General features: G+C 69.5%; 18 protein-coding genes. 15 read left to right on the top strand and 3 right to left on the bottom strand.

Annotation, left to right across the window (positions count from 1 at the left end):
- Both ACIRG5_RS24085 and ACIRG5_RS24080 read left to right on the top strand, forming a co-directional pair.
- On the top strand, nucleotides 1-849 hold an 849-nt coding region (locus tag ACIRG5_RS24085; protein ID WP_402908152.1), incomplete at its 5' end, for an adenosylhomocysteinase.
- Nucleotides 850-942: 93 nt separating this feature from the next.
- Entirely contained in the window at nucleotides 943-2,127 is a 1,185-nt protein-coding gene (locus ACIRG5_RS24080) for a cytochrome P450 (protein ID WP_402908150.1), read from the top strand.
- Nucleotides 2,128-2,139: 12 nt separating this feature from the next.
- Here ACIRG5_RS24080 and ACIRG5_RS24075 read toward each other — a convergent pair whose 3' ends face one another.
- Nucleotides 2,140-2,859 carry a DinB family protein gene (locus ACIRG5_RS24075; RefSeq protein ID WP_402908148.1) on the bottom strand — a complete coding sequence of 240 codons (720 nt, stop codon included), beginning with the start codon at nucleotides 2,857-2,859 and terminating at the stop codon, nucleotides 2,140-2,142.
- Nucleotides 2,860-2,963: 104 nt separating this feature from the next.
- On the opposite strand from ACIRG5_RS24075, the gene ACIRG5_RS24070 reads away from it, so the two are divergent.
- The 5 genes from ACIRG5_RS24070 to ACIRG5_RS24050 all read left to right on the top strand — a co-directional run bounded on the left by ACIRG5_RS24070 (nucleotide 2,964) and on the right by ACIRG5_RS24050 (nucleotide 9,574).
- Nucleotides 2,964-3,407 (top strand): hypothetical protein, encoded by a 444-nt coding sequence (locus ACIRG5_RS24070; RefSeq protein ID WP_402908146.1) that lies wholly within the window; start codon nucleotides 2,964-2,966, stop codon nucleotides 3,405-3,407.
- Nucleotides 3,404-4,612: an ATP-binding protein gene (locus ACIRG5_RS24065; RefSeq protein ID WP_402908144.1), complete on the top strand. Its 1,209-nt coding sequence runs from the start codon at nucleotides 3,404-3,406 to the stop codon at nucleotides 4,610-4,612. Before ACIRG5_RS24070 ends, ACIRG5_RS24065 begins: the two co-directional genes overlap by 4 nt.
- Complete coding sequence (locus ACIRG5_RS24060) at nucleotides 4,609-6,372, top strand: tetratricopeptide repeat protein (protein ID WP_402908142.1); 1,764 nt, start codon at nucleotides 4,609-4,611, stop codon at nucleotides 6,370-6,372. Before ACIRG5_RS24065 ends, ACIRG5_RS24060 begins: the two co-directional genes overlap by 4 nt.
- 141 nt (nucleotides 6,373-6,513) lie before the next feature.
- The gene (locus ACIRG5_RS24055; protein WP_402908140.1) at nucleotides 6,514-7,161 is read left to right on the top strand and encodes a hypothetical protein; all 648 of its coding nucleotides are present in this window, start codon (nucleotides 6,514-6,516) and stop codon (nucleotides 7,159-7,161) included.
- A gap of 88 nt (nucleotides 7,162-7,249) precedes the next feature.
- Nucleotides 7,250-9,574: an MGH1-like glycoside hydrolase domain-containing protein gene (locus tag ACIRG5_RS24050; RefSeq protein WP_402908138.1), complete on the top strand. Its 2,325-nt coding sequence runs from the start codon at nucleotides 7,250-7,252 to the stop codon at nucleotides 9,572-9,574.
- Here ACIRG5_RS24050 and ACIRG5_RS24045 read toward each other — a convergent pair.
- A complete protein-coding gene (locus ACIRG5_RS24045) occupies nucleotides 9,559-9,816 on the bottom strand; it encodes a hypothetical protein (protein WP_402908136.1) in 258 nt (85 codons plus the stop codon). The genes ACIRG5_RS24050 and ACIRG5_RS24045 overlap by 16 nt on opposite strands.
- Before the next feature lie 112 nt (nucleotides 9,817-9,928).
- Complete coding sequence (locus tag ACIRG5_RS24040; protein WP_402908134.1) at nucleotides 9,929-10,954, bottom strand: LacI family DNA-binding transcriptional regulator; 1,026 nt, start codon at nucleotides 10,952-10,954, stop codon at nucleotides 9,929-9,931.
- A gap of 188 nt (nucleotides 10,955-11,142) precedes the next feature.
- On the opposite strand from ACIRG5_RS24040, the gene ACIRG5_RS24035 reads away from it, so the two are divergent.
- The 8 genes from ACIRG5_RS24035 to ACIRG5_RS24000 all read left to right on the top strand — a co-directional run bounded on the left by ACIRG5_RS24035 (nucleotide 11,143) and on the right by ACIRG5_RS24000 (nucleotide 24,390).
- Nucleotides 11,143-13,047 (top strand): glycoside hydrolase family 127 protein, encoded by a 1,905-nt coding sequence (locus ACIRG5_RS24035; RefSeq protein WP_402908132.1) that lies wholly within the window; start codon nucleotides 11,143-11,145, stop codon nucleotides 13,045-13,047.
- A 30-nt stretch (nucleotides 13,048-13,077) separates the two neighbouring features.
- Nucleotides 13,078-14,352: an ABC transporter substrate-binding protein gene (locus ACIRG5_RS24030; RefSeq protein WP_402908130.1), complete on the top strand. Its 1,275-nt coding sequence runs from the start codon at nucleotides 13,078-13,080 to the stop codon at nucleotides 14,350-14,352.
- A gap of 5 nt (nucleotides 14,353-14,357) precedes the next feature.
- Entirely contained in the window at nucleotides 14,358-15,317 is a 960-nt protein-coding gene (locus ACIRG5_RS24025; RefSeq protein ID WP_402908128.1) for a carbohydrate ABC transporter permease, read from the top strand.
- A gap of 14 nt (nucleotides 15,318-15,331) precedes the next feature.
- The gene (locus ACIRG5_RS24020) at nucleotides 15,332-16,141 is read left to right on the top strand and encodes a carbohydrate ABC transporter permease (RefSeq protein WP_402908126.1); all 810 of its coding nucleotides are present in this window, start codon (nucleotides 15,332-15,334) and stop codon (nucleotides 16,139-16,141) included.
- 28 nt (nucleotides 16,142-16,169) lie between these two features.
- Nucleotides 16,170-17,015, top strand: a complete 846-nt coding sequence (locus ACIRG5_RS24015) for a hypothetical protein (protein WP_402908124.1) — start codon at nucleotides 16,170-16,172, stop codon at nucleotides 17,013-17,015.
- A 95-nt stretch (nucleotides 17,016-17,110) separates the two neighbouring features.
- On the top strand, nucleotides 17,111-19,600 hold the full coding sequence (locus ACIRG5_RS24010) for a beta-L-arabinofuranosidase domain-containing protein (RefSeq protein ID WP_402908122.1): 2,490 nt from the start codon (nucleotides 17,111-17,113) through the stop codon (nucleotides 19,598-19,600).
- Nucleotides 19,601-19,628: 28 nt separating this feature from the next.
- Entirely contained in the window at nucleotides 19,629-21,059 is a 1,431-nt protein-coding gene (locus ACIRG5_RS24005) for a glycoside hydrolase family 43 protein (RefSeq protein ID WP_402908120.1), read from the top strand.
- 25 nt (nucleotides 21,060-21,084) lie between these two features.
- Complete coding sequence (locus ACIRG5_RS24000; RefSeq protein WP_402908118.1) at nucleotides 21,085-24,390, top strand: MGH1-like glycoside hydrolase domain-containing protein; 3,306 nt, start codon at nucleotides 21,085-21,087, stop codon at nucleotides 24,388-24,390.
- Nucleotides 24,391-24,413 lie beyond the last annotated feature (23 nt).

Genomic DNA, 24,413 nt, shown 5'->3' with positions numbered 1-24,413 from the left:
GGCGTGACCGAGGAGACCACGACGGGCGTGATGCGCCTGTACCAGCTGGCCGCCGCCGGTGAGCTGCTCTTCCCGGCGATCAACGTCAACGACGCCGTGACGAAGTCGAAGTTCGACAACCGCTACGGCATCCGGCACTCCCTGATCGACGGCATCAACCGCGGCACCGACGTGCTGATCGGCGGCAAGGTCGCCGTGGTCTGCGGTTACGGCGACGTCGGCAAGGGCTCCGCGGAGTCGCTGCGCGGCCAGGGCGCGCGTGTGATCGTGACGGAGATCGACCCGATCTGCGCGTTGCAGGCGGCGATGGACGGCTACCAGGTCGCGAAGCTGGAGTCGGTGCTGCCGATCGCGGACATCATCATCACCACGACCGGCAACAAGGACGTGGTGACGGTCGAGCACATGGCGCAGATGAAGCACCAGGCGATCCTGGGCAACGTCGGCCACTTCGACAACGAGCTCGACATGGCCGGCCTGCAGCGCTATCCAGGCATCCGCCGCAACAACATCAAGCCGCAGGTCGACGAGTGGATCTTCCCGTCGGGCCGCACGATCATCGTGCTGTCCGAAGGCCGCCTGATGAACCTGGGCAACGCGACGGGTCACCCGTCGTTCGTGATGTCGAACTCCTTCTCCAACCAGGTGATCGCCCAGATCGAGCTGTTCACCAAGTTCAAGGAGTACGACAACGAGGTCTACCGCCTCCCGAAGGTGCTCGACGAGAAGGTCGCCCGCATCCACCTCGAAGCACTCGGCGGGGAACTCACCGAGCTCACCAAGGACCAGGCCGCCTACCTGGAACTGGACGTCGCCGGGCCGTTCAAGCCCGAGCACTACCGCTACTGACCGAGATCGCGTGGCAGGTGCGGAGTCCGGCTCCCTTCGCGGGGGCCGGCTCCTGCCCGCCGGCTCAGCCGCCCCGAGCACCGGAAGTGTGAGATGACCGAACCGATCCTCGACAGACTGCCCCTGGACCGCGAGAACCCGTTCGACCCGCCCGCCGCGATCACCGCGATCCGCGACAGGGCGCCGATGAGCAGACTGAGGTTCGCCGACGGACACGTCGGCTGGCTCGTCACCGGCTACCACGAGCTGCGGGAGGTCTTCGGCAGCCCCAGGTTCAGCAGCAGCAGGGAGAACCACCACCTGCTCGACCCGCGGTTCCAGGGTTCCGACGATCCCGGCAACTTCGTCAGCCAGGACCCGCCGGACCACACCCGGCTGCGCAAGATGCTCCAGGGCCAGTTCACCGTGCGGCGGATGAACCAGCTGTCCGACTGGATCAGCACGATCGTCGACAACCAGCTGAAGCACCTGCGCTCCCTCGGCAACCGGGCGGACCTGGTGAAGGAGTTCACCCTCCCCATCCCGTCACTGGTGATCTGCGCGTTGATCGGCATCGACTACGACGAGCGGCACAGGTTCCAGGAGGACACCGAGAGGCTGGCGAGCCAGGACACCACCCCCGAGGAGCTGATGGCGTCCCTGAACCGGATCCGGGGCTTCCTCGACGAACTGGTCGTCAGGAAGAAGGAGAACCCCGGCGACGACATGCTCAGCGGCCTGCTGGTCTCCGGAGAGCCGACCGACGAGGAAGCGTCGAACATGGCGTTGCTGCTCCTCCTGGCGGGCCACGAGACCTCGGCGAACATGCTGGCGCTGGGCACGTTCGCACTCCTGCAGCACCCTGACCAGCGCAAGATCCTCATGGAGGAACCGGAGATCGCCGACAACGCCGTCGAGGAGCTCATGCGCTACCTCTCGGTTCCTCACTTCGGACCGTTGCGCACCGCGCTCGAGGACGTGGAGATCGGCGGACACCTGATCAAGGCCGGCGACACCGTGCTGGCACACCTGCCCACGGCCAACCGCGACCCGAGGAAGTTCCCCGGCAACCCCGACGAACTGGACTTGCGCCGCCAGGGCCCGCACCACCACCTGGCGTTCGGTCACGGCATCCACCAGTGCCTGGGCCATCAACTCGCCCGGATCGAGATGCGCATGGGCTTCACCAGACTGTTCCAGGAGTTCCCCGGCCTCCGGCTGGACGTCGAACCGGAAGAAGTGCCACTGCGCACGGACATGCTGCTCTACGGAGTCCACTCGCTGCCGGTGACCTGGTAGCGGTGAACGGCCCTACCTGGAGTCCTGTGCCTCGATCAGGTCGAGGTCGCGGACGCAGAAACCGTGGTGCTCGAAGGTCTCGTTGAGCACCGTGCGGAGGCACTGCCGCACCGTGCGGCCGCGCGCGTACGGCGGCCAGACGTCGTCGTCGGGCACCGGCGCCTGCGCTGCGAGCTGCTCGGCGGTGACGTCGTCGAGCCAGGCCTCGAGCTCGGCGGCCTGGACGGCACGCACGTTCACGATCTCGTCGAGGGCCGGATCGAGCGAGAGGTCGAGCCCGTGCGCTTCGCGGTAGGGCTCGACGTCCGGCCCGATGCCCATCGGCGTGAACCGCGCCGTCGAGCCCAGACAGCAGCGGCGGAACCACGAGTCGTGGACGAAGGCGAGATGGCGCATCGTCTGCACCGCCGACCACTCGTCGTGCACGCTGCGGCGCTCGATGCCGGGCGCACGGCGGATCCGCTCGATCGTGGCGGCCCAGCCGGCGTGGAGCTGCCGCGCTGCCTCGCGCAGATCGGCGGGGTCCTCGGAGCGGACCAGCACCCGCACCGGATGGCGCCGGTCCAGCTCCGCCTCGACGTACCCGGTGACCTCGACACCGTTCACCACGAGGTTGGTGACGAGCCCGTCGATCACGGCGTCCTGCAGGACGACGCCGATCAGGCGCGCCCCGGTCAGATCGCACTCTCGGAACTCCGCACCGCGCAGGTCCTCGTCGACATATCGCGTCATGCTCCGCATCCTAGGTCCGAGCACATGCCTGACCGGGTGTTTCGCCGTGATCGACGGCATGGTTCTCTCTGGTCTGGAAACCGGAGCGGACGAGAGAGAACCGAGTGATCAGAGACAACGACCCCGCGACGGTCGCCGAGCTGGACCGCCTCGACGAGGCGGTCAGGGCAGCGCCCGCGGGAGACATGACGGCGCAGATCGCGCTCTGGCGCCAGGCGACCGCTCTGGAGCACTGGTTCTTCCTCGCGCGGGGCTCGGCCGACCAGCCCCGTCCCTATGCCGTGGCCGCGGAGCAGGGGTCGATGATCTGCCTCTACAGCAGCGCCGCACGGGCGAACGAAGCCGGCCACGCCCTCGGGCTGGCCGACTCGCAGGGGAGCGTGGTGCCGACTTTCGGCGTGCCGATGCCGGTCGCGATCGACTACGTCGCCTCGTTCGGCCAGGCCGGCGTCTTCGGCGTGACGCTGGACCATCCACGGCTCGGTCACTACATCCCGCTGGCGAACCTGGGTCTGCTCAAGGGCTGGATCGAGGGGGCCGGGCGGTGAACGGTGCCGACTGCGGCGACGGCTTCGTCGAGGTGATCGCGCGCGAGGTGGACGCCGACCCCGGGAATCTGGCGCTGCGTGAGGACTTCGTCACGCTGCTGCTGGAGCAGGACCTGGGACGCGCGGCCACCGAACTGAAGAAGTTCGAGGCCATCGGCGGTGATCCGGCACGGGTCCGGCTGCTGCGCGCCCGGCTGATGGCAGCGCGGCTGCGAGCGTCGAACCCGCCGCCTGCGGCACCGACCGGGGGAGGCGGGCGGACGCCGGTCCCGTCCCCGTCCGATGAGGACCGTCGGGACGGCAGCGACGGTCAGACGTCGTTGTGGGACAACGAACGCCCGGCGGTGACGCTGGCCGACGTCGCGGGGCTCGCCGAGGTCAAACGGCACCTGGACACCACGTTCCTGGCGCCGCTGCGCAATCCCGAGCTGGCGGCGGCGTTCGGGCAGAAGCCGGGCGGGTCGCTGTTGATGTACGGCCCACCCGGATGCGGCAAGACGTTCATCGCCAGGGCGATCGCGGGTGATCTCGGGGCGTCCTTCATCCACGTGACCCTCGCGGACCTGCTCAGCAAGTGGATCGGGGAGAGCGAGAAGGCGATCCAGAGCGTGTTCCGCAACGCCCGCGCGGCGGCGCCGTGCGTGATCTTCTTCGACGAGTTCGACGCCCTCGGCGGCCGGCGCACCTCCGGCGGCGGCGGGTCGCAGTCGATGCGGATGCTCGTCACCCAGTTGCTGGAGGAGCTCGACGGCGTGGCGAGCGCCAACGACGGGGTCTACTTCCTGGCCGCGACGAACCGGCCGTGGGACATCGACCCCGCGCTGCGCCGACCGGGCCGGATCGACAGGACGGTGCTGGTGCTGCCACCGGACGCGGCCGCCAGGGCGTCGATCGTCCGGGGCGCGCTGGAGGGCAAGCCGGCCGGCGATGTCGACGTCGCCGCCGTCTCGGCGGCGACCGAAGGGTTCTCCGGTGCCGACCTCAGCCACCTGACGACCACCGTCCTGCAGCAGGCGATGGTCGAGTCGATGAGCAGGGGTGAGCTGGTGCCGGTCACCACCGGCGCGATGCTGGCCGCGGTCGGCGGCATCACTCCGTCCACGACGTCGTGGTTCGACCAGGTGGCGCCGGTGCTCGAGTACGGCGTCGACGACGGCACCTTCGACCAACTCCGGGCGTACCGGGTCAGGCGAGGCATGCGATGAGGGACTTCGGCCGCACGGCCTCCGGCGGCGACGACGCCGTCGAACGAAACCTGGACCTGGCCTGGGAGCTCTTCGCGGTACAGCCGGCGCATCCCAGGATCGCCGAGCTGGCCTCACAGGTCCTCGCGTCCCAGCCGGAGAGGAGCAGCGCGGCGCTGTTGCTCGGCAATCGCCGTGAGGTGTGCGGCGATGCCGGCGAGGCGCGGCGCCTCTACCTCCAGGTGGCCGGTCGCCGCGACGGCCAGTTCGTCAACGCGGCTCGTGCCCTCCGGCACCTGGCGCTGGCCGAGCACGATCATGCCGAGGCCCTGCGGTGGGCGCGCACGGTGGTGAGCGAGGACCACGAGGAGTGGGACGACTGGATGGAGCTCGGCTTCGCCCAGGCACTCTGCGGGGACCACGAGGACGGGTGGCGCCAGCTCGACGACGCGGTGGCACTGTGCTCCCGGACGGCGCCGGACGGACTCCCCGGCGCGCTGGGGAAACGCGCGGCGTACCTGCTGGGGACCTTCGCACCACCCGGCCGCTTCGCCGTCACGGCCGAGGAGGCCGTCCGGGCCGACGCGGCGAACTCCTGGGTCGCTCTGATGCTCGGCTGGGCCTACCTCGTGCAGTACCGGTTCGCCGATGCCGAACAACTCGGTCTGCGGCTGCTGCGCGAGAACCCGACCGAAGACATGCTGCACAACCTGGTGGGGACCGCCCGCACGTTGCGGCAGATCGTGGAGAACGCCCACGCCCAGAACATATCGCTGGAGGACATCCGCAACGCCGGGGTGATCGAGATGGGGTGGCGGCAGCTCCGCGACCAGATGCTCGGCACCGACCTGGCGTCCGCGCTGGCGGCGCTGGACGACGTGATGCCCGCCGGCCTGCGCGCCACCCTGCGACCGGGTACCTCGATCTCCGACGAGTCTCTGAGGGACGCGCTCGGCTCCATGGCCGCGGAGGACCTGGTGGCCTGGCACGACGGCCAGCAGCCCGGTTCCGGTGGCGTCTGGGGGCTCGCCGAGCCGTTCCGCCTGATGTCGGCAGCCGAGATCATCGCCCTGAGCACCGAGATCGAGGCCGACCCGCGAGCGCACCCGGACTGGCCCGAGAACGAGGTCTGGGAACAGGTGATGACCGACGACGCCGGGGCGTACCTGGTCGTCGTCGCGTTCGGGGAACTGGTCAAGCGCCGCCCGGGACACCCCGACGAGCCCGTGGCCGCGTCCGTGGCCGACTGGATCTGGGACCGGGTAGCAGGCTTCGGCGGTCAGGACCCGCGACCGGCACCCCGGAAGAACGAAGTGCTTCCCGCCGACCTGCCCGCTGTCCCCGGCACGTCGCTGACCGGCACCATCGCCACGATGTACGCCGCTCTGGGCACGTCCGAGAGATCTGCGCCCTGCGAGGAACTGCGTGGGCTCTTCCCCGGCGCGACCGTCCGGCAGAGTGCGCTGGGCCCCGCGGTCCCAGGTCCCGACGGCGTCGACATCGCGCTCCTCGACGGCCTGGTGAAGAAGGTCACCGTCGACGTCGCGCTGTGCCCGAGCGCCGACCGCGTGATCTCCGGGCTCGACCTCGGCGGGCAACGCGAACCAGTCGACGCCTACCTGCGCGCGCACGGCGCCCTCGTGCACAACAGCTGGGAGAATCGCGCCTCCGGTGAGGTCACCGTCAACTACGATCTCGCCCAGCATCGACTCGGCCTGCAGTGGCAGACCGGGAAACTCGCCCGGATCTTCGTGGCCGCCGTCCAGCCGGTAAACGACTGAACAGGGGATGTCGCTTTCTGTAGCGGGGCGCTCACCAGCAGAGATGTGACCATGAACACTTGCCTGTGATGTTGTCGTGTTCATTTCGTAATGTGGCGCGCTGTGTGAGCATGCCCCGTCCCCAACGCAAGGTGTTCCCGAATGTCGGGCCGACATAGAACGCAGCAGACAGCCAGCCGGAAACTGCCCATCGCGGTCGCCGTCACCCTCACCGTGGGCCTGGGCGTGACCTTCTGGGTCGTCCGGGGTTCCGACCAGCCGGTCGATCCAACTGGAGCCGCCGCCCTTCTGGCTGCCCCGCAGACGTCCGTCAGCCAGGACCTGCGGCCTGCCACGACCTCTACCGCGCCGTCGTCCTCGGAACCCCCGGTGACCACCACGCCGCCCCCGGTGACCACGACGACCCCCGAGGCCCCGCCTCCGCCGCCCCCGCCCTGTCCGACCACCCTGGACGGCGTCAAGCCGCACGTGGCGCAGGTGGGCCACCACATCGCGGGCAAGTTCGGTGTCACGGACATCGGCGGCGCCGCCGGCCGCGGCGGCTCCGGCGAGCATCCCCAGGGTCTGGCGCTGGACTTCATGGTCGACACCGCCACCGGCAACGCCCTGGCCGACTACGTGCTGGCCAACCGCAAGGCGTTCGGCGTGACCTACGTGATCTGGCGCCAGCGCTACAACGACGGCAGCGGCTTCTCGCCGATGGAGGACCGTGGCAGCCCCACGGCCAACCACATGGACCACGTGCACGTGTCGTTCCAGGCGGCCGCGACCGTCAACGTCACCTGCTGATCTCTTCGGACGGGATGCGCCGCTCCAGCGGCAACGGCCGGTCGACTCTCGCACCTGACAGACGCCTTCGGCACCGGCGTTCCGCCCGATGAGCGGTGGTCGGGTCAACGGCGTTGCCTGGTCGTTGCGGCTGGACGTGCGCACGCGGCTCGGTCAGGTCTCGAGTCCGGGCCTTGCGGGGTCGGTGCGCAGCCGCGACACCGGTCAGCAGCCGAATGCTCCGAACGCTGCGGGCACGGGGCCGATCAGCCGGATGCGGCACTGGCGCGATCGAGTCGGGCTCGTGCGAAAAGCGGACAGGATCTTCGGCGGACGTGTTCCGTGGGAGCGTTTCCATGGTGCACTGCAGTCCGGCGCCGGTCAGGTCCGGCTGCCGGGAAGGGTGCACGGAATGAGTCTCCGGCGGCGGATCGCTCGTGTCCTCGTGGCCTTGATGACGGTGTGCGGCGTGGTCACCGGTGCCTCACCGGCAACCGCGGCCACCCCGCCGTCCCTGACCTTCACGAACCAGCACAGCCAAGCGCTGTACGGCGCCGCTTACGTTGCCGCGCTGGACAATCTGCTGCGCGTCAACACGGTGGGCTACGACGCGCACTACAACAAGAGCGGTCTGATGGACCCGGCCACCGGCATGGTTCGCGCCGGTGGTGGATACGCCCAGCCGTGGACGCGCGACGCGTCGATCAACAGCTGGAACGCGGCCAGCCTGCTGTCGCCGGCCCTGGCGAGGAACACGCTCTGGGCCGTTGTCGACAAGGACTCCGCCGGCGCCCTGCGGGTGCAGCAGGACGACCAGCAGTGGGACCAGGTCATCTGGCTCACCGCCGCGTGGCACCACTACCTCGTCACCGGAGACCAGGAGTTCCTCGGCAACGCCTACCGTGCCGCCAGGAACACCCTGACCATCCGCGAACGCGCCGGTACGGCCGGCTTCAACCCCACCTACGGGCTGTTCACCGGCGCGTCGTTCTTCAACGACGGCATCGCCGGCTATCCCGCGCCACCTGCCGACGCGACCGAGTCGGTCAGCACCGGCAGCATGCCGTGGCCGGGCGTCGCGAGCGGGATGTACCTGAGCACCAACGAGGTCTACTACGCCGCCTACGTCAACGCGGCGAACATGGCGGAGCGGCTGGGGCAACCGCAGGAGGCCGCCGGTCACCGCGCGAAGGCCGCCGCGCTCAAGGCCGCGATCAACCGGCACTTCTGGAACCCGGCGACGGGCCTGTACAACTACCAGCTGCTCGCGGACGGGACACCCGGCGCCCACCAGGAGGGCACCGGGCTCGCGTTCGCGATCCTCTTCGGCGTCGCGAACCAGGCTCAGGCGCGGTCGATCCTCGCGAAGGCCCGCGTGATGACCTGGGGCATGCCCGACACCTACCCGCACTGGGACCGCTACTCCGAGGCGCGGCCCGGCCGGCACAACGCGATCGTCTGGCCGCTCGTGCAGGGCCTGTGGGCCAAGGCCCAGGCGCTGCAGGGCGATCAGAGCGGTGTCGCCGCGGAGACCGCGAGGCTGGCGAAGCTCGCGAACGACAACAGCGGGTTCTGGGAGATCTACAACGGCACCACCGGCGTCGTCGACGGCGGCTACCAGCGGCTGGGCGACACGGTGAAGTTCCACTGGGGCTCCGAACCCGACCAGACCTGGTCCGCCACGGCGTTCCTCGACATGGTCCACAGTGGACTGTTCGGCCTGAGGTACACCAGCGCGGGTCTGGCCTTCGCGCCGACCCTGCCCGCGGGCTGGGGTGATGTCACCCTTCGCGACCTGCGCTACCGCGACGCCGACCTGACGATCACGCTGCGCGGCGCGGGCACGACGATCCGCTCGGTCACGGTCGACGGCCGGCCGTCACGCGCAGAAATCCCTGCCACGCTCAAGGGTGCGCACACCGTCGAGATCACCCTGACCGGAGCTGCCGGCGGTGACCGGGACGGCGACGGCGTGCCCGACGCGGGGGACCGCTGCGCCGACACCGCGGGCACCGTCTCCGGCTGCCCGGCACCTGCTCACCTGGAGGCCGAGGACGCGCACAACACCGGTGGCGTCAAGACGAACGTCAACCACACGGGCTATTCCGGCAGGGCGTTCATCGACGGCCTCTGGGCGCAGGGCGCCGCGTCGTCGTTCACGCTGCACCGCACGTCGGCTGCACAGGGCTCCGGCGCGATCACCGTGCGGTACGCGAACGCCAACAGCGACGCCCGCACGATGACGCTGTCGGTGGACGGACGCGCCGTGCGTCAGGTGGGCTTCCCGAAGGTCTCCGGCAGCTGGGACGCCTGGGGCACGGTCACCTTCGACGACGTCCCGCTGAACGGCCGCGACCCGGTGGTGACGCTGTCCTACGGCCAGAACGACACCGGTTCGATCAACCTCGACTGGCTCGGCTACCGCGGACCGTGATCTGCCGGTGCGGTGAGCAAGGCCAGGACCGCGACGTCGGCGTCCGCGGCCTGCTGTGCCGCCGACAGCACCATGTCGAGCGGATGGCCGTCCTGCTGGGCGAACAGCTGCCGGGTCATCGCGGCCGAGGCGGTCAGCCATCGATGACGTTGTTCGGACTCCTGATGGAGCCGGACGTCGTTGCTGCTCGCGCGCTCGACAGCCTCACAGCAGACATGATCGTGACCTCTCTCGTGCGTCATACCCCGAGCGTTCGCGGTGACCGTCGGGGCGGACGCAGACATCGGTCCCGGCCCGGCAGGGACGTCACGCCCTGTGCGACAGCCGGTCCCGGAAGAGCAGGCGTTGGCCGGCTCACCGGGAGGGGAGCGGTGCGGTGGACTCGCGGACGACCAGCCTGCACGGCTGGCGGATCACACCGGAGCGGGTCTGCCCGTCCAGCGCGGCAAACAGGTGGGTGGCCGCCGTCGTGCCCAGCTGCTCCAGGTTGAGGTCCACAGTGGTCAGTGGGAGCCTGCAGTCCGCGGCGAAGATCTCCCAGTTGTCGTAGCCGACGACGGCGACGTCGTCGGGGATGGTCCGGCCCAGGTCGGTGAGCGTGTCGGCCACGCCGGTCGCGATCTGGTCGTTCCCGCAGAAGATCGCGTCGACCTCCGGGCTGCCGGCCAGGAGCATCCGGGCGGCCTGTCTGCCCCAGCGCTGGGACCACTCGCCGTACAGCGGTGCGCCGCCCGCGAGGGTGAGGCCGTGTTCGGTCAGCACGTCGGTCAGGCCGGTGACCCGATCGCGCGCGGCCCGGTAGGACTCGGGTCCCGTGATGTGGGCGATGTGCTTGCGCCGCAACGACACCAGGTGCGCGGCGGCCAGTCGTGCGCCGCCCTCGTCATCGGCCAGCACGGAGAAGTCGCCGGGGTCGGTGGATTCGCAGTAGACGTAGACGACCGGTACCGGGATGTCACGGGTGAGCGAGGGGCGGATGTCGTTGCTGTCGCCCAGGATGATGAACCCGTCGACCTGACGGGCGAGCAGGGTGCGGATGTAGTGCTGGCGGCGGATGGCGTCGCCGCGGGCGTCGCAGAGCAGCACCGACATCTGCTCGTTCGCCAGCGCGTTCTCCGCACCGAGCAGGATCGGGATGGAGAACCGTCCGGCGAGCTCGTCGGTGAGCAGCCCGATGGTGCGGGTGCGCCCGGAGATCAGCCCCCTGGCGAGCGCGTTGGGCTGGAACGAGAGTTCGGCCGCCGAGCGCAGCACGCGTTCGCGGGTGGCCGGGGCGACCTCGGCGCGCGCGTTGAGCGCCTTGGAGGCGGTGGAGATCGAGACGCCCGCCAGCTTGGCCACGTCGCCGAGGGTCACCACGTCGGATCGTCTCTTGGTCACCGAAAGCCTTTCGAACGATTTCGACTGCTGATTCGACTGTAGTCACACCTCACAGCCTGTGTAGAGAGCGCGGCGGGTGACATTCCCGTAACACGAATGGCAGATTGCCGAAAACGATTTCGGTCGCCATCGTGGCTGCAGCACGACGGTTGGGAACGTTCCCAGTTCGAGGCGGCAGGAGGACCCGGATGACTGTGACGTCGCGGAATGCCGATCTCGTCGGTGGTCGCCCGGTCGTGCCGTCCCGCGGGGCTCTGCGCCCGCTGGGGCTCGGCGAGGTGCGGATCACCGGAGGTTTCTGGGCCGCGCGCCAGCAGGTCAACGGCGACGCCACCCTGCGCCACGCCCGGTCGTGGATGGACCGGCTCGGGTGGATCGGCCACTTCACCACCGGTGGTCTCGGATCACCCGACCGGCGGGGGCGGGAGTTCTCCGACTCCGAGGTCTACAAGCTGGTCGAGGCCATGGCCTGGGAGGTCGCCCGCACCGGCGATCGCGACATGGTCTCCGGCATCGAGGAGCTGACCGCCGCCATCGCTTCGGCGCAGTCGCCGGACGGCTACCTCCACACGGCGTTCGGCCGCGAAGGCCAGCGGCCCCGCTACAGCGACCTGGCGTCGGGGCACGAGCTGTACTGCACCGGCCACCTGCTCCAGGCGGCCGTGGCCGCGGCGAGGACCGGCGTCGCGGCTCCGTTGCTCGACGTCGCCCGTCGCGCCGCCGACCACGTGTGCCGGACGTTCGGGCCGGACGGGGTGTGGGGGCTGTGCGGGCACCCGGAGATCGAGGTCGCGCTGGTGGAACTGGCGCGGCTGACCGGTGAGCAGCGCTACCTCGACCAGGCCGCGCTCTTCCTCGAACGGCGCGGTCACCGGACCCTGCCACCACACCACTTCGGCTGGGCCTACGCCAACGACGACGTCCCCGTGCTGACCGCGACCGTCCTTCGTGGACACTCGGTGCGGTCGCTGTACCTGGCGTGCGGTGCCGTCGACGTCGCGGTCGAGAACGGCGACGACGAACTGCTGGCCGCCGTCGCCGAGCAGTTCGACCGCACCCTCGCCCGGCGCACCTACCTGACCGGCGGGATGGGGTCGCGGCACGAGGACGAGGCGTTCGGCGACGACTTCGTCCTGCCCGCCGACCGCGCCTACTCCGAGACCTGCGCCGGGGTGGCCGCGGTCATGCTCGCCTGGCGACTCCTGCTGGCGACCGGCGAGGGACGCTACGGCGACTTCGTCGAGCGCGTCCTCTACAACGTCGTCGCCACGGCCATCGGCGACGACGGCCGCTCTTTCTTCTACGCCAACACGTTGCACCAGCGCGTCCCCACCGCGACGCTGCCCGGCGACGAGGAGCAGCTCGGGTTCGGCGGTGGCCCCAGGGCCCCGTGGTTCGAGGTGTCCTGCTGCCTGCCCAACATCGCCCGCCTCCTGGCGAGCCTGTCGACCTACCTGGTCACCGCCGACGACGACGGCCTGCGCGTGCACCAGTACGCCGACGCCGAGATCGACACGGCCCTCGCGGACGGCCGCCGGGTGGCGCTGACGATGCGCACGGACTACCCCGACAACGGCGCCGTGACCGTGCGGATCACCCGGACCGACGGCGGGTCGTGGCCGTTGACCCTGCGGGTGCCGCAATGGGCAGACGGCGCGGTGCTCGTGACAGTGGACGGACGACGCACCGTCCCGGTCGGCGACCTGGTGGTGCGCCGCGACTTCACGGTGGGGGAGGAGATCCGCCTCGAACTGCCGATGCGGCCCCGCTTCACCCGTCCCGACCCGCGCATCGACGCGGTGCGGGGCTGCGTCGCCGTCGAACGGGGGCCGATCGTGTTCTGCGCGGAGTCGGTCGGCGGCGAGAGCGGTGACCTCGACGCCCTGCAGGTCGAGGTCACCGCCCAGCCCGCCGACGCAGGCGGGGAGGTCGCGGTGCGCGCGCGGTTCGGCGTCCCCGCCGAGTCACCGTGGCCGTACGGGGCGGGCGAACCGGCGTTGAGCACCGACACGGCGTTGCTGCACCTCGTGCCTTACCACCGCTGGGCCCGCAGAGGTCCGTCGACCATGCGCGTGTGGCTGCCGGCCACCTGACCCATCCGCCAACGCAAGAGGAGACACCCGGTGAACCTGAGAGGTCTTCGACTGGCCGCCGTCGTGACGGCAGGCCTGCTTGCCGTGACGGCCTGCGGCAACGGCACCGCGACGGACTCCACCGCCGCGAGCGCCGACGACGGGGCGACCCTGACCCTGTGGACCCGCGCCGCGACCGAGTCGGTGTCGAAGGCCATGGCCGACGCCTACAACGCGACGCACCGCAACAAGGTCGAGGTGACCGCGTACCCGAACGAGGAGTACCCGGCGAAGCTCGCCTCCGCCGCGGGCGCGAAAGCCCTGCCGGACCTGTTCGCCGCCGACGTGGTGTTCGCCGCCCAGTACGCCTCCCAGGGCCTGTGGGCCGACGTGACGGAACGGTTCGCGGCCTTCCCCGCCAAGGACAGCGTGGCGCCCTCGCACGTGAAGGCGGCCACCTGGGACGGACGCAACTTCGCGGTGCCGCACACCATCGACATGTCGGTGATGCTCTACGACAAGGACCTGTACGCGAAGGCGGGCCTCGACCCGGAGAAGCCGCCTGCCACGCTGCGGGAGTTCGCCGACCACGCGCGCAAGATCGACCAACTCGGCGGCGAGGTCAGCGGCACGTACTTCGGTGGCAACTGCGGCGGCTGCGTCGAGTTCACCCTGTGGCCGTCGGTGTGGGCGGCCGGCGGCGAGGTCCTCGACGCGGACGGCAGGCACGCGAAGGTCGACTCGACCGAGATGGCCGAGGTGTTCGCGCTCTACCGCTCGCTGTACGAGGACGGGGTGGCGGCACCGGCCTCGAAGGACGAGGCGGGTCCGACCTGGCTGGGCGCGCTGCAGGGCGGGAAGGTCGGCATCGCCCCCGGTCCGTCCGTCTGGCTCGGGGCGATGGAGGCCAAGGGCGTGAAGGTCGGCGTCGCACCGATCACGGGGCTCACCGGTGGTGAGTCGACGTTCGTCGGAGGCGACACGATCGGTATCGGCGCCACGAGCGGGAAAGCCGCGCAGGCGTGGGACTTCCTGGCCTGGACGATGTCGGACGAGGCGCAGGTCGAGGTCGTCGCGAAGAACAAGGGCGTACCCACCCGCACGGACCTGGCGTCCAACAGGTACTCCTCGCTCGACCCGCGGCTCGTGACGATCAACAGCCTGGTGGCGAAGGGCAGGACGCCGTACGCGCAGAACTTCAACGCCTCGTTCAACGACGCGCAGAGCCCGTGGCTCAAAACCGTCCGGGGTGCGCTGTTCGGCGACGCGGACAAGGCGCTCAGCGAAGGCAACTCCGCCATCACCAAGTCGCTTCAGCAGGGCTGAGACCCATGGCCGTGACGACGACGTCACCTCCGCGGGAGCGGGTGGAGCCAGAGCACCGGTCCGCACCTCGCACGACCCGCCGCCCGAACAGCGGCAGGCGGTGGCGCGCGCTGGCCGGCGCCGCGTACGCCGCGCCGACAGCGGTGATGGTGGGCCTGTTCTTCCTGGTCCCACTCGGGCTCGTCGGCTGGATGTCGTTGCACCGCTGGCCGTTGCTGGGCAGGCCGACGCTCAACGCCCCGGACAACTACGCGGGCGTCGCCGACAACGAACTGGTCGTGTCGGCGGCCTGGTTCACCCTCAAGTACACCGCGATCATGACCGTGCTGCTGTTCGTGGTCGCGTTCGGACTGGCCCTGCTGGTCCAGCACCGCCGGCCCGGCGTCGGGTTCCTGCGGGCGGCGTTCTTCCTGCCGATGGCCGTCGGCTTCGCCAGCGCGTCGCTGCTGTTCCTCGGCCTGCTCAGCGACGAGATCGGCCCGGTCAACGACCTGCTGTCCTGGCTCGGCGTCGTCGACGGCTACGTCTCGTGGACCAGCGGCAGCGCCGGGTCCGCGCTCGGCTCGGCGGTCGTGCTGGTGCTGTGGCGGTTCGCGGGGTTCAACATGCTGATCCTGCTGACCGGTCTGCAGGCCATCCCGGTGGACGTCTACGAGGCCGCGCGCATCGACGGGGCGTCGCGCTGGCAGACGTTCCGGCGGATCACCCTGCCGTTGATGCGGCCGACGATCGCCCTGGTCCTCACGCTGATGTCGACCGGGTCGCTGCTCGCGTTCGACCAGTTCTGGATCCTCACCCGTGGCGGCCCGGACAACAGCACCACGTCGCTGGTGATGGTGATCTACCGGGAGGCGTTCATCCGCCTCGACCTCGGTTCGGCCGCGGGCATCTCGGTGGTGCTGCTGGCCGTGCTCCTCGTGTTCAACGCAGTCCAGTTCGGCGTGCTGCGCCGTCGCTCCGAGTGAGAGGCCCCGAAGCCATGCCCGGAACCAGCACCGGCTCGCGGTGGGGCTACTACGTCACCGGCGCGGCACTCGCGATCCTGTTCCTGTTCCCGCTGCTGTGGAGCGGGTGGGCGTCGGTGCGCACGGACACCGGGTTCGGGCTGGAGAACTACGACCGGCTCTTCACCTCCGGCAACGGCATCCGGCCGTACCACGTGCTCAACAGCCTCGCGGTCAGCGCGTTGACCGTCGGCGGCACGTTGTTCGTCGCGACGCTGGGCGGCTACGCGTTCGGCCGGTTCCGGTTTCCCGGCCGTGACGCGTTGTTCCTGCTCACGCTGGCGATCCTGATGGTCCCGTACGCGACGATCCTGATCGCGCTGTACGTACTGCTGGGCTGGCTCGGGCTGGAGGACTCGCTGGTCGGGCTGAGCCTGGTGCTGATCATGTTCCAGCTGCCGTTCTCTATCTTCATGATGCGCAACTCCTTCGAGGCCGTCCCACTGGAACTGGAGGAGGCCGCGCGGGTCGACGGCTGCACCACCTTCGGCACGCTGGTGCGGATCATGCTGCCCGCCGTGCGGCCGGGACTGATCACGGTGGGGCTCTTCGCGTTCCTGACGTCGTGGAGCGAGTTCTTCGCACCGCTGATCCTGCTCAACTCCACCGACAAGTTCACCACCACGCTCGCCGTGGTCAACCTGCGCACCGCGAGTCACGGTTCCATCGACTACGCCGCCCTGGAAGCCGGCGTCGTCTTCATGGCCGTGCCTTGTCTCGTGCTGTTCGCCTTCATGCAGCGCAGCTACGTGCGCGGGTTCACCTCCGGTGCACTGAAAGGCTGAATCCCTGCTATTGCAAGGAGTATCGACGGTGATACGACTGTGCAGACAACTTCTCCTCGCCTGCCTCGCCGGGGCCCTCGTGGCGAGTGGCGCGGGCGTGGCTCAAGCCGGTCCCGCCCCGATCACGGCGGCGGACACCTGGAACCCGCCTGCGAACCTGGTCACCCCGCTCAACCAGGTGTGGTCGCACCAGGAAAGCACCTACGGCAACCTGTACGGCTTCCGCAACTACGGCTGGGACCAGGTCTTCGCCAACGGCGGCTACCTGAACTTCTGCGTGCGGTGGGACTCGCCCGCCAGTGTCTCCGCCGCCCAGCGCGACCAGATCCACGCCCAGCTCGCCCGTCAGTACAAGAAGTGGATGGACGTCATGGCGGGCCACGACAACTGGCCCTACGCCACCGTGCCGATCAAGGTCGTCGGCTGGGCGGTGCGCGACCGCGCGCAGCTGCAGTGGACGGACAACTCGGTCGACATCTACGTCAACAACATCCGGGAGAACGCGCCGCAGTGCGCCGAGCCGTGCGGCCGGTTCTTCGTCCGCGACGGCGTCTACCGCAACTGCCCCGGCGGAGTGGCCCGCCACTACGACCAGTCGCTCTGGCTCACCTCCGGGTTCGGCGGGGGAGCGGGAGGTGACTGGGGCCAGCGGATGGGCAGCGAGTACTTCCTGAACAACCTCAACGCCGACAGCGTGACGATCTTCCTGCACGAGGTCGGCCACACGTTCGGGCTGGACGACTTCTACGACTGGACGCCCTCCGGTGTCAGCAACTTCATCATGAAGGCGGGCAGTTCCGCCACCATCACCGAGTTCGACAGGTGGATGCTGCGCGACTGGTGGCGCCACCTGAAGAACCGCTACGGCCTCTGATCTCCCCGCGTGACCGTCCCGTGATCCCTGCCGCGTCACGGGACGGTGGCCTCGCCCTGCCCGTTCTCGTGTCATCCCCCTGAAAGGTGACGCGCATGTCCCTGCCCACCCCCAGCCGTCGTTCCGTCCTGCGGGCCGGGGTGCTCGTCGCCGCAACGGCCGCGGGCACGTTCCCCGTCGTTCCCGCCGTGGCTTCCGGCGCCGCCGCCCGCCAGGACGCCGGCGTGTCGGCGGAGCCCTTCCCGCTCGGCGCGGTGACCCTGCTCGCGGGCCCGTTCCAGACCAGCACCGCCCGCACCCACGCCTACCTGAAGTTCCTCGACCCCGACCGGCTGTTGCACACCTTCCGGCTCAACGTCGGACTGTCCTCTTCGGCCGTCCCCTGTGGAGGGTGGGAGTCGCCCACCACCGAACTGCGCGGGCATTCCACCGGCCATGTGCTCACGGCGCTGGCGCAGGCGTACGCGAGCACCGGCGACACGGCGTTCTCCAGCAAGGCGAACTACCTCGTCGCCCAGCTCGGGACCTGCCAGGACCGGGCCCAGACCGCGGGTTTCACCGCCGGCTACCTGTCCGCGTTCCCCGAGAGCTTCATCGCCCGCGTGGAGGCCCGCGAACCGGTGTGGGCGCCCTACTACACGTTGCACAAGATCATGGCCGGCCTGCTGGACGTCCACCTGCTCGTCGGCAACGCCCAGGCCCTCACCGTGCTCACCCGCATGGCGGGCTGGGTGCGGACCCGCAACAGCGCCCTGACCTACGCGCAGCGGCAGGCGATGCTGAAGACGGAGTTCGGCGGCATGAACGAGGTCCTGACCAACCTGTACCAGGTCACCGGTGACCCGAACCACCTCACGAGCGCCCAGTACTTCGACCACGCCGAGATCTTCGACCCCCTCGCGGCGAACACCGACGCGCTCAACGGGTACCACGCCAACACCCAGATCCCCAAGGCGATCGGTGCCATCCGCGAGTACCACGCCACCGGCACCACCCGATACCGCGACATCGCCGCGAACTTCTGGACCATCGTCACGAGCGGACACACCTACGCCATCGGCGGCAACTCCAACGGCGAGTACTTCAAAGCCTCCGGCAGGATCGCGTCGGAGCTGTCGGACAGCACCTGCGAGTGCTGCAACTCCTACAACATGCTCAAGCTGACCCGGCAGCTCTTCCGCACCGACCCCGGCCGCGCGGACCTCTTCGACTTCCACGAGAAGGCGCTGTACAACCACCTGCTCGGCGGCCAGAACCCGAACTCCGAGCACGGGCACCACAGCTACTACGTGCCGCTGCGACCGGGCGGCATCCGCACCTACAGCAACGACTACAACGACTTCACCTGCTGCCACGGCACCGGGATGGAGACCAACACCAAGCACGCCGACAGCATCTACCTCCAGGCCGGCAACACGCTTTACGTCAACCTCTTCATCCCGTCGGTGCTGACCTGGCCGGGCCGCGGCATCACCGTCCGGCAGGACACCACGTTCCCCGACACCGCGTCCACGAAGCTGACCATCACCGGCTCGGGCGCGATCGACCTGCGCGTCCGCATCCCCTCGTGGGCAACGGGAGCCCAACTCCGCGTCAACGGCGTGGCTCAGGCCGCCACCACACCCGGCACCTACGCGCGGATCAACCGGACGTGGGCGAGCGGGGACGTCGTCGACCTGACCCTGCCGATGACGCTCACCAGGGAGAGCGCCCCCGACAACCCGTCCGTGCAGGTGGTCAGGCACGGTCCGATCGTGCTCGCGGGCGCGTACGGCACCACCAACCTCACGACCATGCCCACCCTCCAGGCGTCGACGCTCCGGGCGACCCAGACCCCGTTGCAGTACACGGCCACCGCGAGCACCGGCCCGGTCACGCTCTCGCCGTTCCACCGGCTGCACGGCCAGCGGTACACCGTCTACTGGAACGTCGGCGACGCACCGCAACTGCCGCCGTTCGTGGCGCACTATCCGTTCGACGCGGGATCGGGCACCACCGCCGCGGACGCCACGGGCAACGGACGCACCGCAACCCTGGCAGGCGGCGCCGGGTGGACCACGGGACGTTCCGGGGGCGCGGTCGACCTCACCGGTTCCGGTGCGCACGTGGTGCTCCCGTCAGGGCTGCTGGCGTCCGCGACCGCCTTCAGCGTGACGGCGTGGGTGAGGCTCGACGCGGTCACCACGTGGGCGCGGGTGTTCGACTTCGGCGCGGGTACCGGCGCGTACCTGTTCCTCACCCCGCGCAGTTCCGCCGGTGGCGCCAGATTCGCCATCACCGCCACCGGCGCCGCGGGGGAGCAGCAGATCAACGCGGCCTCCCCGCTGCCGGCCGGGGTGTGGACGCACGTGGCGGTGACGCAGCAAGGAGATCTGGGCGTCCTGCACGTGAACGGCACCGAGGTCGCGCGCAACTCCGCGATGACGGTGCGCCCGGCAACGCTCGGTGGCACGGGCCAGAACTGGATCGGGCGCTCGCAGTACGCGGGCGACCCCTACCTCGACGGCGCGGTGGACGGCTTCCGCGTGTACAGCCGCGCCCTGTCCGCGGCCGAGGTCGCGGACCTGCACGCGACCGGCCAGTAGCTCGTCCCGCACCCCTGAAGGAGAAGTCATGCCGTTCCGGCACAGGGCGGTGAGGCTGGGCGCCGCGATCGCACTCGTGACCAGTGCGCTCGTCACGCCTGCCGCACACGCGTCGAACCCGATCGTCACCTCCTACTACACCGCGGACCCGGCGCCACTCGTCGTCGGCAACACCATGTACGTCTACGCGGGCAGGGACGAAGCCGCCGCGGGAGGCAACAACTTCCTCATGCGCGAGTGGCGGGTGCTGTCCTCGACCGACGCCGCCTCGAGGACCGATCACGGCGCCAAGGCGAACATCGGCACGTTCAAGTGGGCCGGCGCGGACGCGTGGGCCAGCGAGGTGGAACCCCGCAACGGCAAGTACTACTGGTACACCTCGGTCAACGGCAACGGCGCCGGGTGGATGGACATCGGCGTGGCCGTCGGAGACAGTCCACTCGGGCCGTTCACCGACGCCAAGGGCAGCCCGCTCGTCAGCGACAGCACCCCGAACTCGTCGGGCCTCAACATCGATCCCACGGTGTTCACCGACGACGACGGCCAGGCCTACCTGTACTGGGGCGGCTACTGGGGTGTCCGCGCGGCGAAGCTCAAGCCGAACATGATCGAACTGGACGGCCCGGTCGTCACGCCCACGGGACTGACGGACTACTGGGAAGCGCCGTGGATGTTCAAGCGCAACGGCCTCTACTACATGATCTACGCCGCCAACGACACCAACGGCTGCGTGACGTCGTCGAGCTACGCGTGCCAGCGATACGCCACCGCGACCAGCCCTCTCGGCCCGTGGACGCACCGCGGCGTCGTGCTCGGCCAGGTCTCCTCGACCACCAACCACGCGGGCGTCGTCCAGTTCAACGGGCAGTGGTACATGGTCTACCACAACGCCAACGCGCCCGGCGGCGGCAACTTCCGCCGGTCCGTCGCGGTGGACCTGCTGAACTTCAACGCCGACGGCACCATGCAGCGGGTCACCCAGACCACCGCCGGGCCACCGCCCAACCCCGGCGCGGGAACCGGGCCAGGGACCAACATCGCGCCGTCGGCGACCCGGTCCACCTCGTTCGTCTCGGCGTGGGAGAACTTGGCGGCGATCAACAACGGCGGCGTGCCCGCGAACTCGGCGGACCGGGGCAACCTCGCGTACGGCAACTGGCCGGAGCGGGGCACGCAGTGGGTCGAGTACACGTGGCCTTCCAGCCGGTCGATCGACAAGGTCTCCACCTACTGGTTCGACGACGACCAGGGCATCGACCTGCCCGCCTCCTGCCAGGTCCAGTACTGGAACGGCAGCGCCTACGTGCCGGTGCCCGGCCAGTCGGCCTGCGGGGTCGCGGGCAACACCTTCAACACCACCACGTTCACCGCCGTCAGCACCACCCGGCTGAGGCTGAGCATCACCTCCGCGCCGGACCACTCCACCGGAGTCCTGGAATGGCAAGCGTTCCAGGCCTGACCGCTCACTCTCGGAGGTGTACGACATGATCCTCATCAGACGCGCCAAGCGGTCGAGGTGGACGGTGCTGCCTGCCGCGATCCTCGTCCTGGCGGGCGTCACGGTCGCCACGAAGACCGCACACGCGGCCCAGACCATCGGCTATCCCACGTTCTCCGGGCCCGCCATCCCCGCCGCCCCGGTCGGCTACAGCACCGGTAGCACCATGAAAGCCATCTACGACGCGGAAAGCGCCGGAACCGACTTCTGGATGGACCGGCTGCTCGCCAGGCCCGGCAACGACCCGGCGGGCACGTGGCTGATGACCCGCGGCCGCGGCCTGTACATGAACACCCACAACCCCGGCGTCATCGGCTTCGGCGGCAATGCGGCCTACTGGGACAACATCAGCAGCCAGAACGCCTACGCCGTCACGATCTCGCCGGGGACGTTCGCCGAGCAGATCAGCGGCCGCGTCCAGACGCCCAGCCACTGGAAGGGCGTGTTCACCAGCGGATCGCTGCGGGTCGACATGGCGAAGTTCATCACCCACAACAACGTCGCCGTCACGAACCTGACGATCACCAACAACGGCAGCGCGTCCTCCACGCTGCAACTGCGGGCGACCTCACCCTACGCGACCACCGCCTCCGGTTCAGAGCTGACCGGCAGCAGGCTCGTGAAGAACAACCTGACCACCATCCGCCCACGCCTGTCCGGTGACGGGTTCGCCGTCGCGGGCGGCGGCCTCGACCGTTCGATCACCGTCGCCGCGGGGCAGACCGCGACGACCAAGGTCGTGATGGGCTTTCTCACCGACGAGATCCCCGAGTCGGCGACGGAGTACAACGCCTACCGCGGCTACACCCCCGCGACCGCGTTCGCGACCCACGTGCGGGCCTACAACCGTTGGTGGGCCGACAACATCCCCTACATCGACGTGCCGGACCCCGCCATCAAGAAGAACATCTACTACCGCTGGTGGCTGATGCGGTACAACTACCTCGACGTCGACATCCCCGGCCAGGACTACCAGTTCCCGGTGTCGATCGAGGGCGTCACCGGCTACAACAACGCGATCGCGTTGACGCAACCGATGCACATCGACGACCTGAAGTACCTGCGTGACCCGGTCTACTCCTACGGTCCGTGGCTGTCGGCGGGCCAGACGTCCAGGGGCGGCCGGTTCATGGACAACCCGGGCGATCCGGAGAACTGGTCCAACTCCTACACCCAGTACATCTCCGAGGCCGCGTGGCGCAGCTACCAGGTCCACGGCGGCCAGCCCGTGATCGCCGGCACCCTGGCCAGGTACGCCGAAGGCGATGCCAAGGGCCAACTGTCCTACTACGACTCCAACAACAACGGCGTCATCGAGTACGACTGGGGCGCCCTGACCGGCAACGACGCGGACGCGGTCTCCTTCGACTGGCGCGCGGGCAAACTCGACCGCGCCGAGACCGCGTACGTCTGGAGCGGCGCGATGGCCGCGCAACAGGCCTACGCGACCGTCGGCAACACGGCCAAGGCCACCGAGATGCAGGCGCTGGCCGACCGCATCCGCAACGGCGTGATCACCACGCTGTGGAACCCCGGCCGGAGGCTGCTGGAGCACAAGCACGTCGCCACCAACACCCACGTGCCGTGGAAGGAGATCAACAACTACTACCCGTACTCGGTGGGCCTGATGCCGAACACCGAGCAGTACCGCGAGGCCCTGCGGCTGTTCGACGACCCGGCCGAGTACCCGGTCTACCCGTTCTACACCGCGAACCAGCGCGACAAGGCAGCGGCCGCGGCGGCGGGGTTCCCCGGCAGCAACAACTTCTCCACGATCAACTCCACGGTGCAGTTCCGGCTGTACTCCTCGGTGCTGCGCAACTACCCGAACCAGTGGATGTCCAACGAGGACTACAAGAAGCTCCTCTACTGGAACGCCTGGTCCCAGTACGTCGGCGGCAACACGCAGTGGCCCGACGCCAACGAGTTCTGGGCGGACTGGAACGCAGGTTCCCGCACCATCGACTACCGGTCGTGGATCCACCACAACATCCTCGGCAGCAGCAACTGGACCGTCATCGAGGACGTCGCCGGTCTGCGTCCGCGCAACGACGCCCAGGTCGAGCTGTCGCCGATCGCCATCGGCTGGTCGCAGTTCGCGGTGAACAACCTGCGCTGGCGCAACATGGACCTCAGCGTCGTGTGGGACGACCCCGCCGACGGCATCACCCGCTACACGGGTGTTCCGCAGGGGTATTCCGTGTACCTGAACGGAACGCGGGCCTTCACCGTCGACCGCCTCACCAAGGTGCTCTACAACCCGGCCACGGGCTCGGTCACGTTCCCGTCCGGGGCGGGTGTGGTCAACTACAGCACGGCGATCGCCGGCGCGCAGGCTCCGCAGAACGTCGTGCAGAGCAGCAGCCGCATGGTCGACGTGTTCGCCAAGGCGGGCGCCGACCTGACGTCGACGACCCCCAACCTGGCCCAGGGCGCGGGCGTGTCCGCGTCGTACACGGCCTCGGGCACCTCGGCCGGGGCGGCGGTGGACGGGTTCCCGATCAACGATCCCGTCTGGGGGAGTTCCGGCTCGCCCAACGGCACGGACTCCTACGAGCTCGATCTCCGGCAGTCCCGCACGGTCGACGAGGTGCGGCTGTACTTCCGCGACGACCGCGCGGGCAACCGCTACCGGGCCCCCGCCTCGTACAACGTCCAGTACTGGAACGGCGGTGCGTGGGTCGACGCCGCGGCCCAGTCGAGATCGCCCGGTATCCCAAAGGCCAACTACAACGTCGTCCGCTTCACCCCGGTCGGCGCGCAGCGGATACGGGTGCAGATGACCCACGCCCCGGGTTTCAAGACGGCACTGACCGAGGTGAAGGTCTACAACCGGGGCGGCGGAACCGATCCGGGGCCTGGGCCGGCGACGAACCTGGCGCTGACCGCGACACCTTCGGCGTCCTACACCTCGGCGTGGGAGAGCGTGAACGCCTTGAACGACGGGATCGATCCGCCCTCGTCCAACGACACGGTCAACCCGCGGTGGGGAACGTGGCCCAACACCGGGGAGCAGTGGGGTGAACTGACCTGGGCGACGGCGCAGACCGTGAAGTCCGCGCAGGTCTACTTCTTCGACGACAACGGGGGAGTGCGCCTGCCGGCGTCGTGGAAGCTCCAGTACTGGACCGGCACCGCCTACGCGGACGTGCCGGGAGCGAGCGGCTACCCGGCCGCGATCGACCAGTACAACCAGGTCACCTTCACCGCGGTGAGCACCACCCGGTTGCGGGCGGTGCTCCAGAGCGGCGCGAACTCGGTCGGCGCGCTGGAGGTGAAGGCCTTCGGCTGACCGGCATCAGAGTCCGCTGGGCG

It is taken from the genome of Lentzea sp. NPDC102401 (genome assembly GCF_044765805.1).
In the GTDB taxonomy this organism is placed as follows: domain Bacteria; phylum Actinomycetota; class Actinomycetes; order Mycobacteriales; family Pseudonocardiaceae; genus Lentzea; species Lentzea sokolovensis.
Note: the sequence above shows the minus strand (reverse complement) of the source record. Positions and strands in the feature narration are given on the sequence as shown.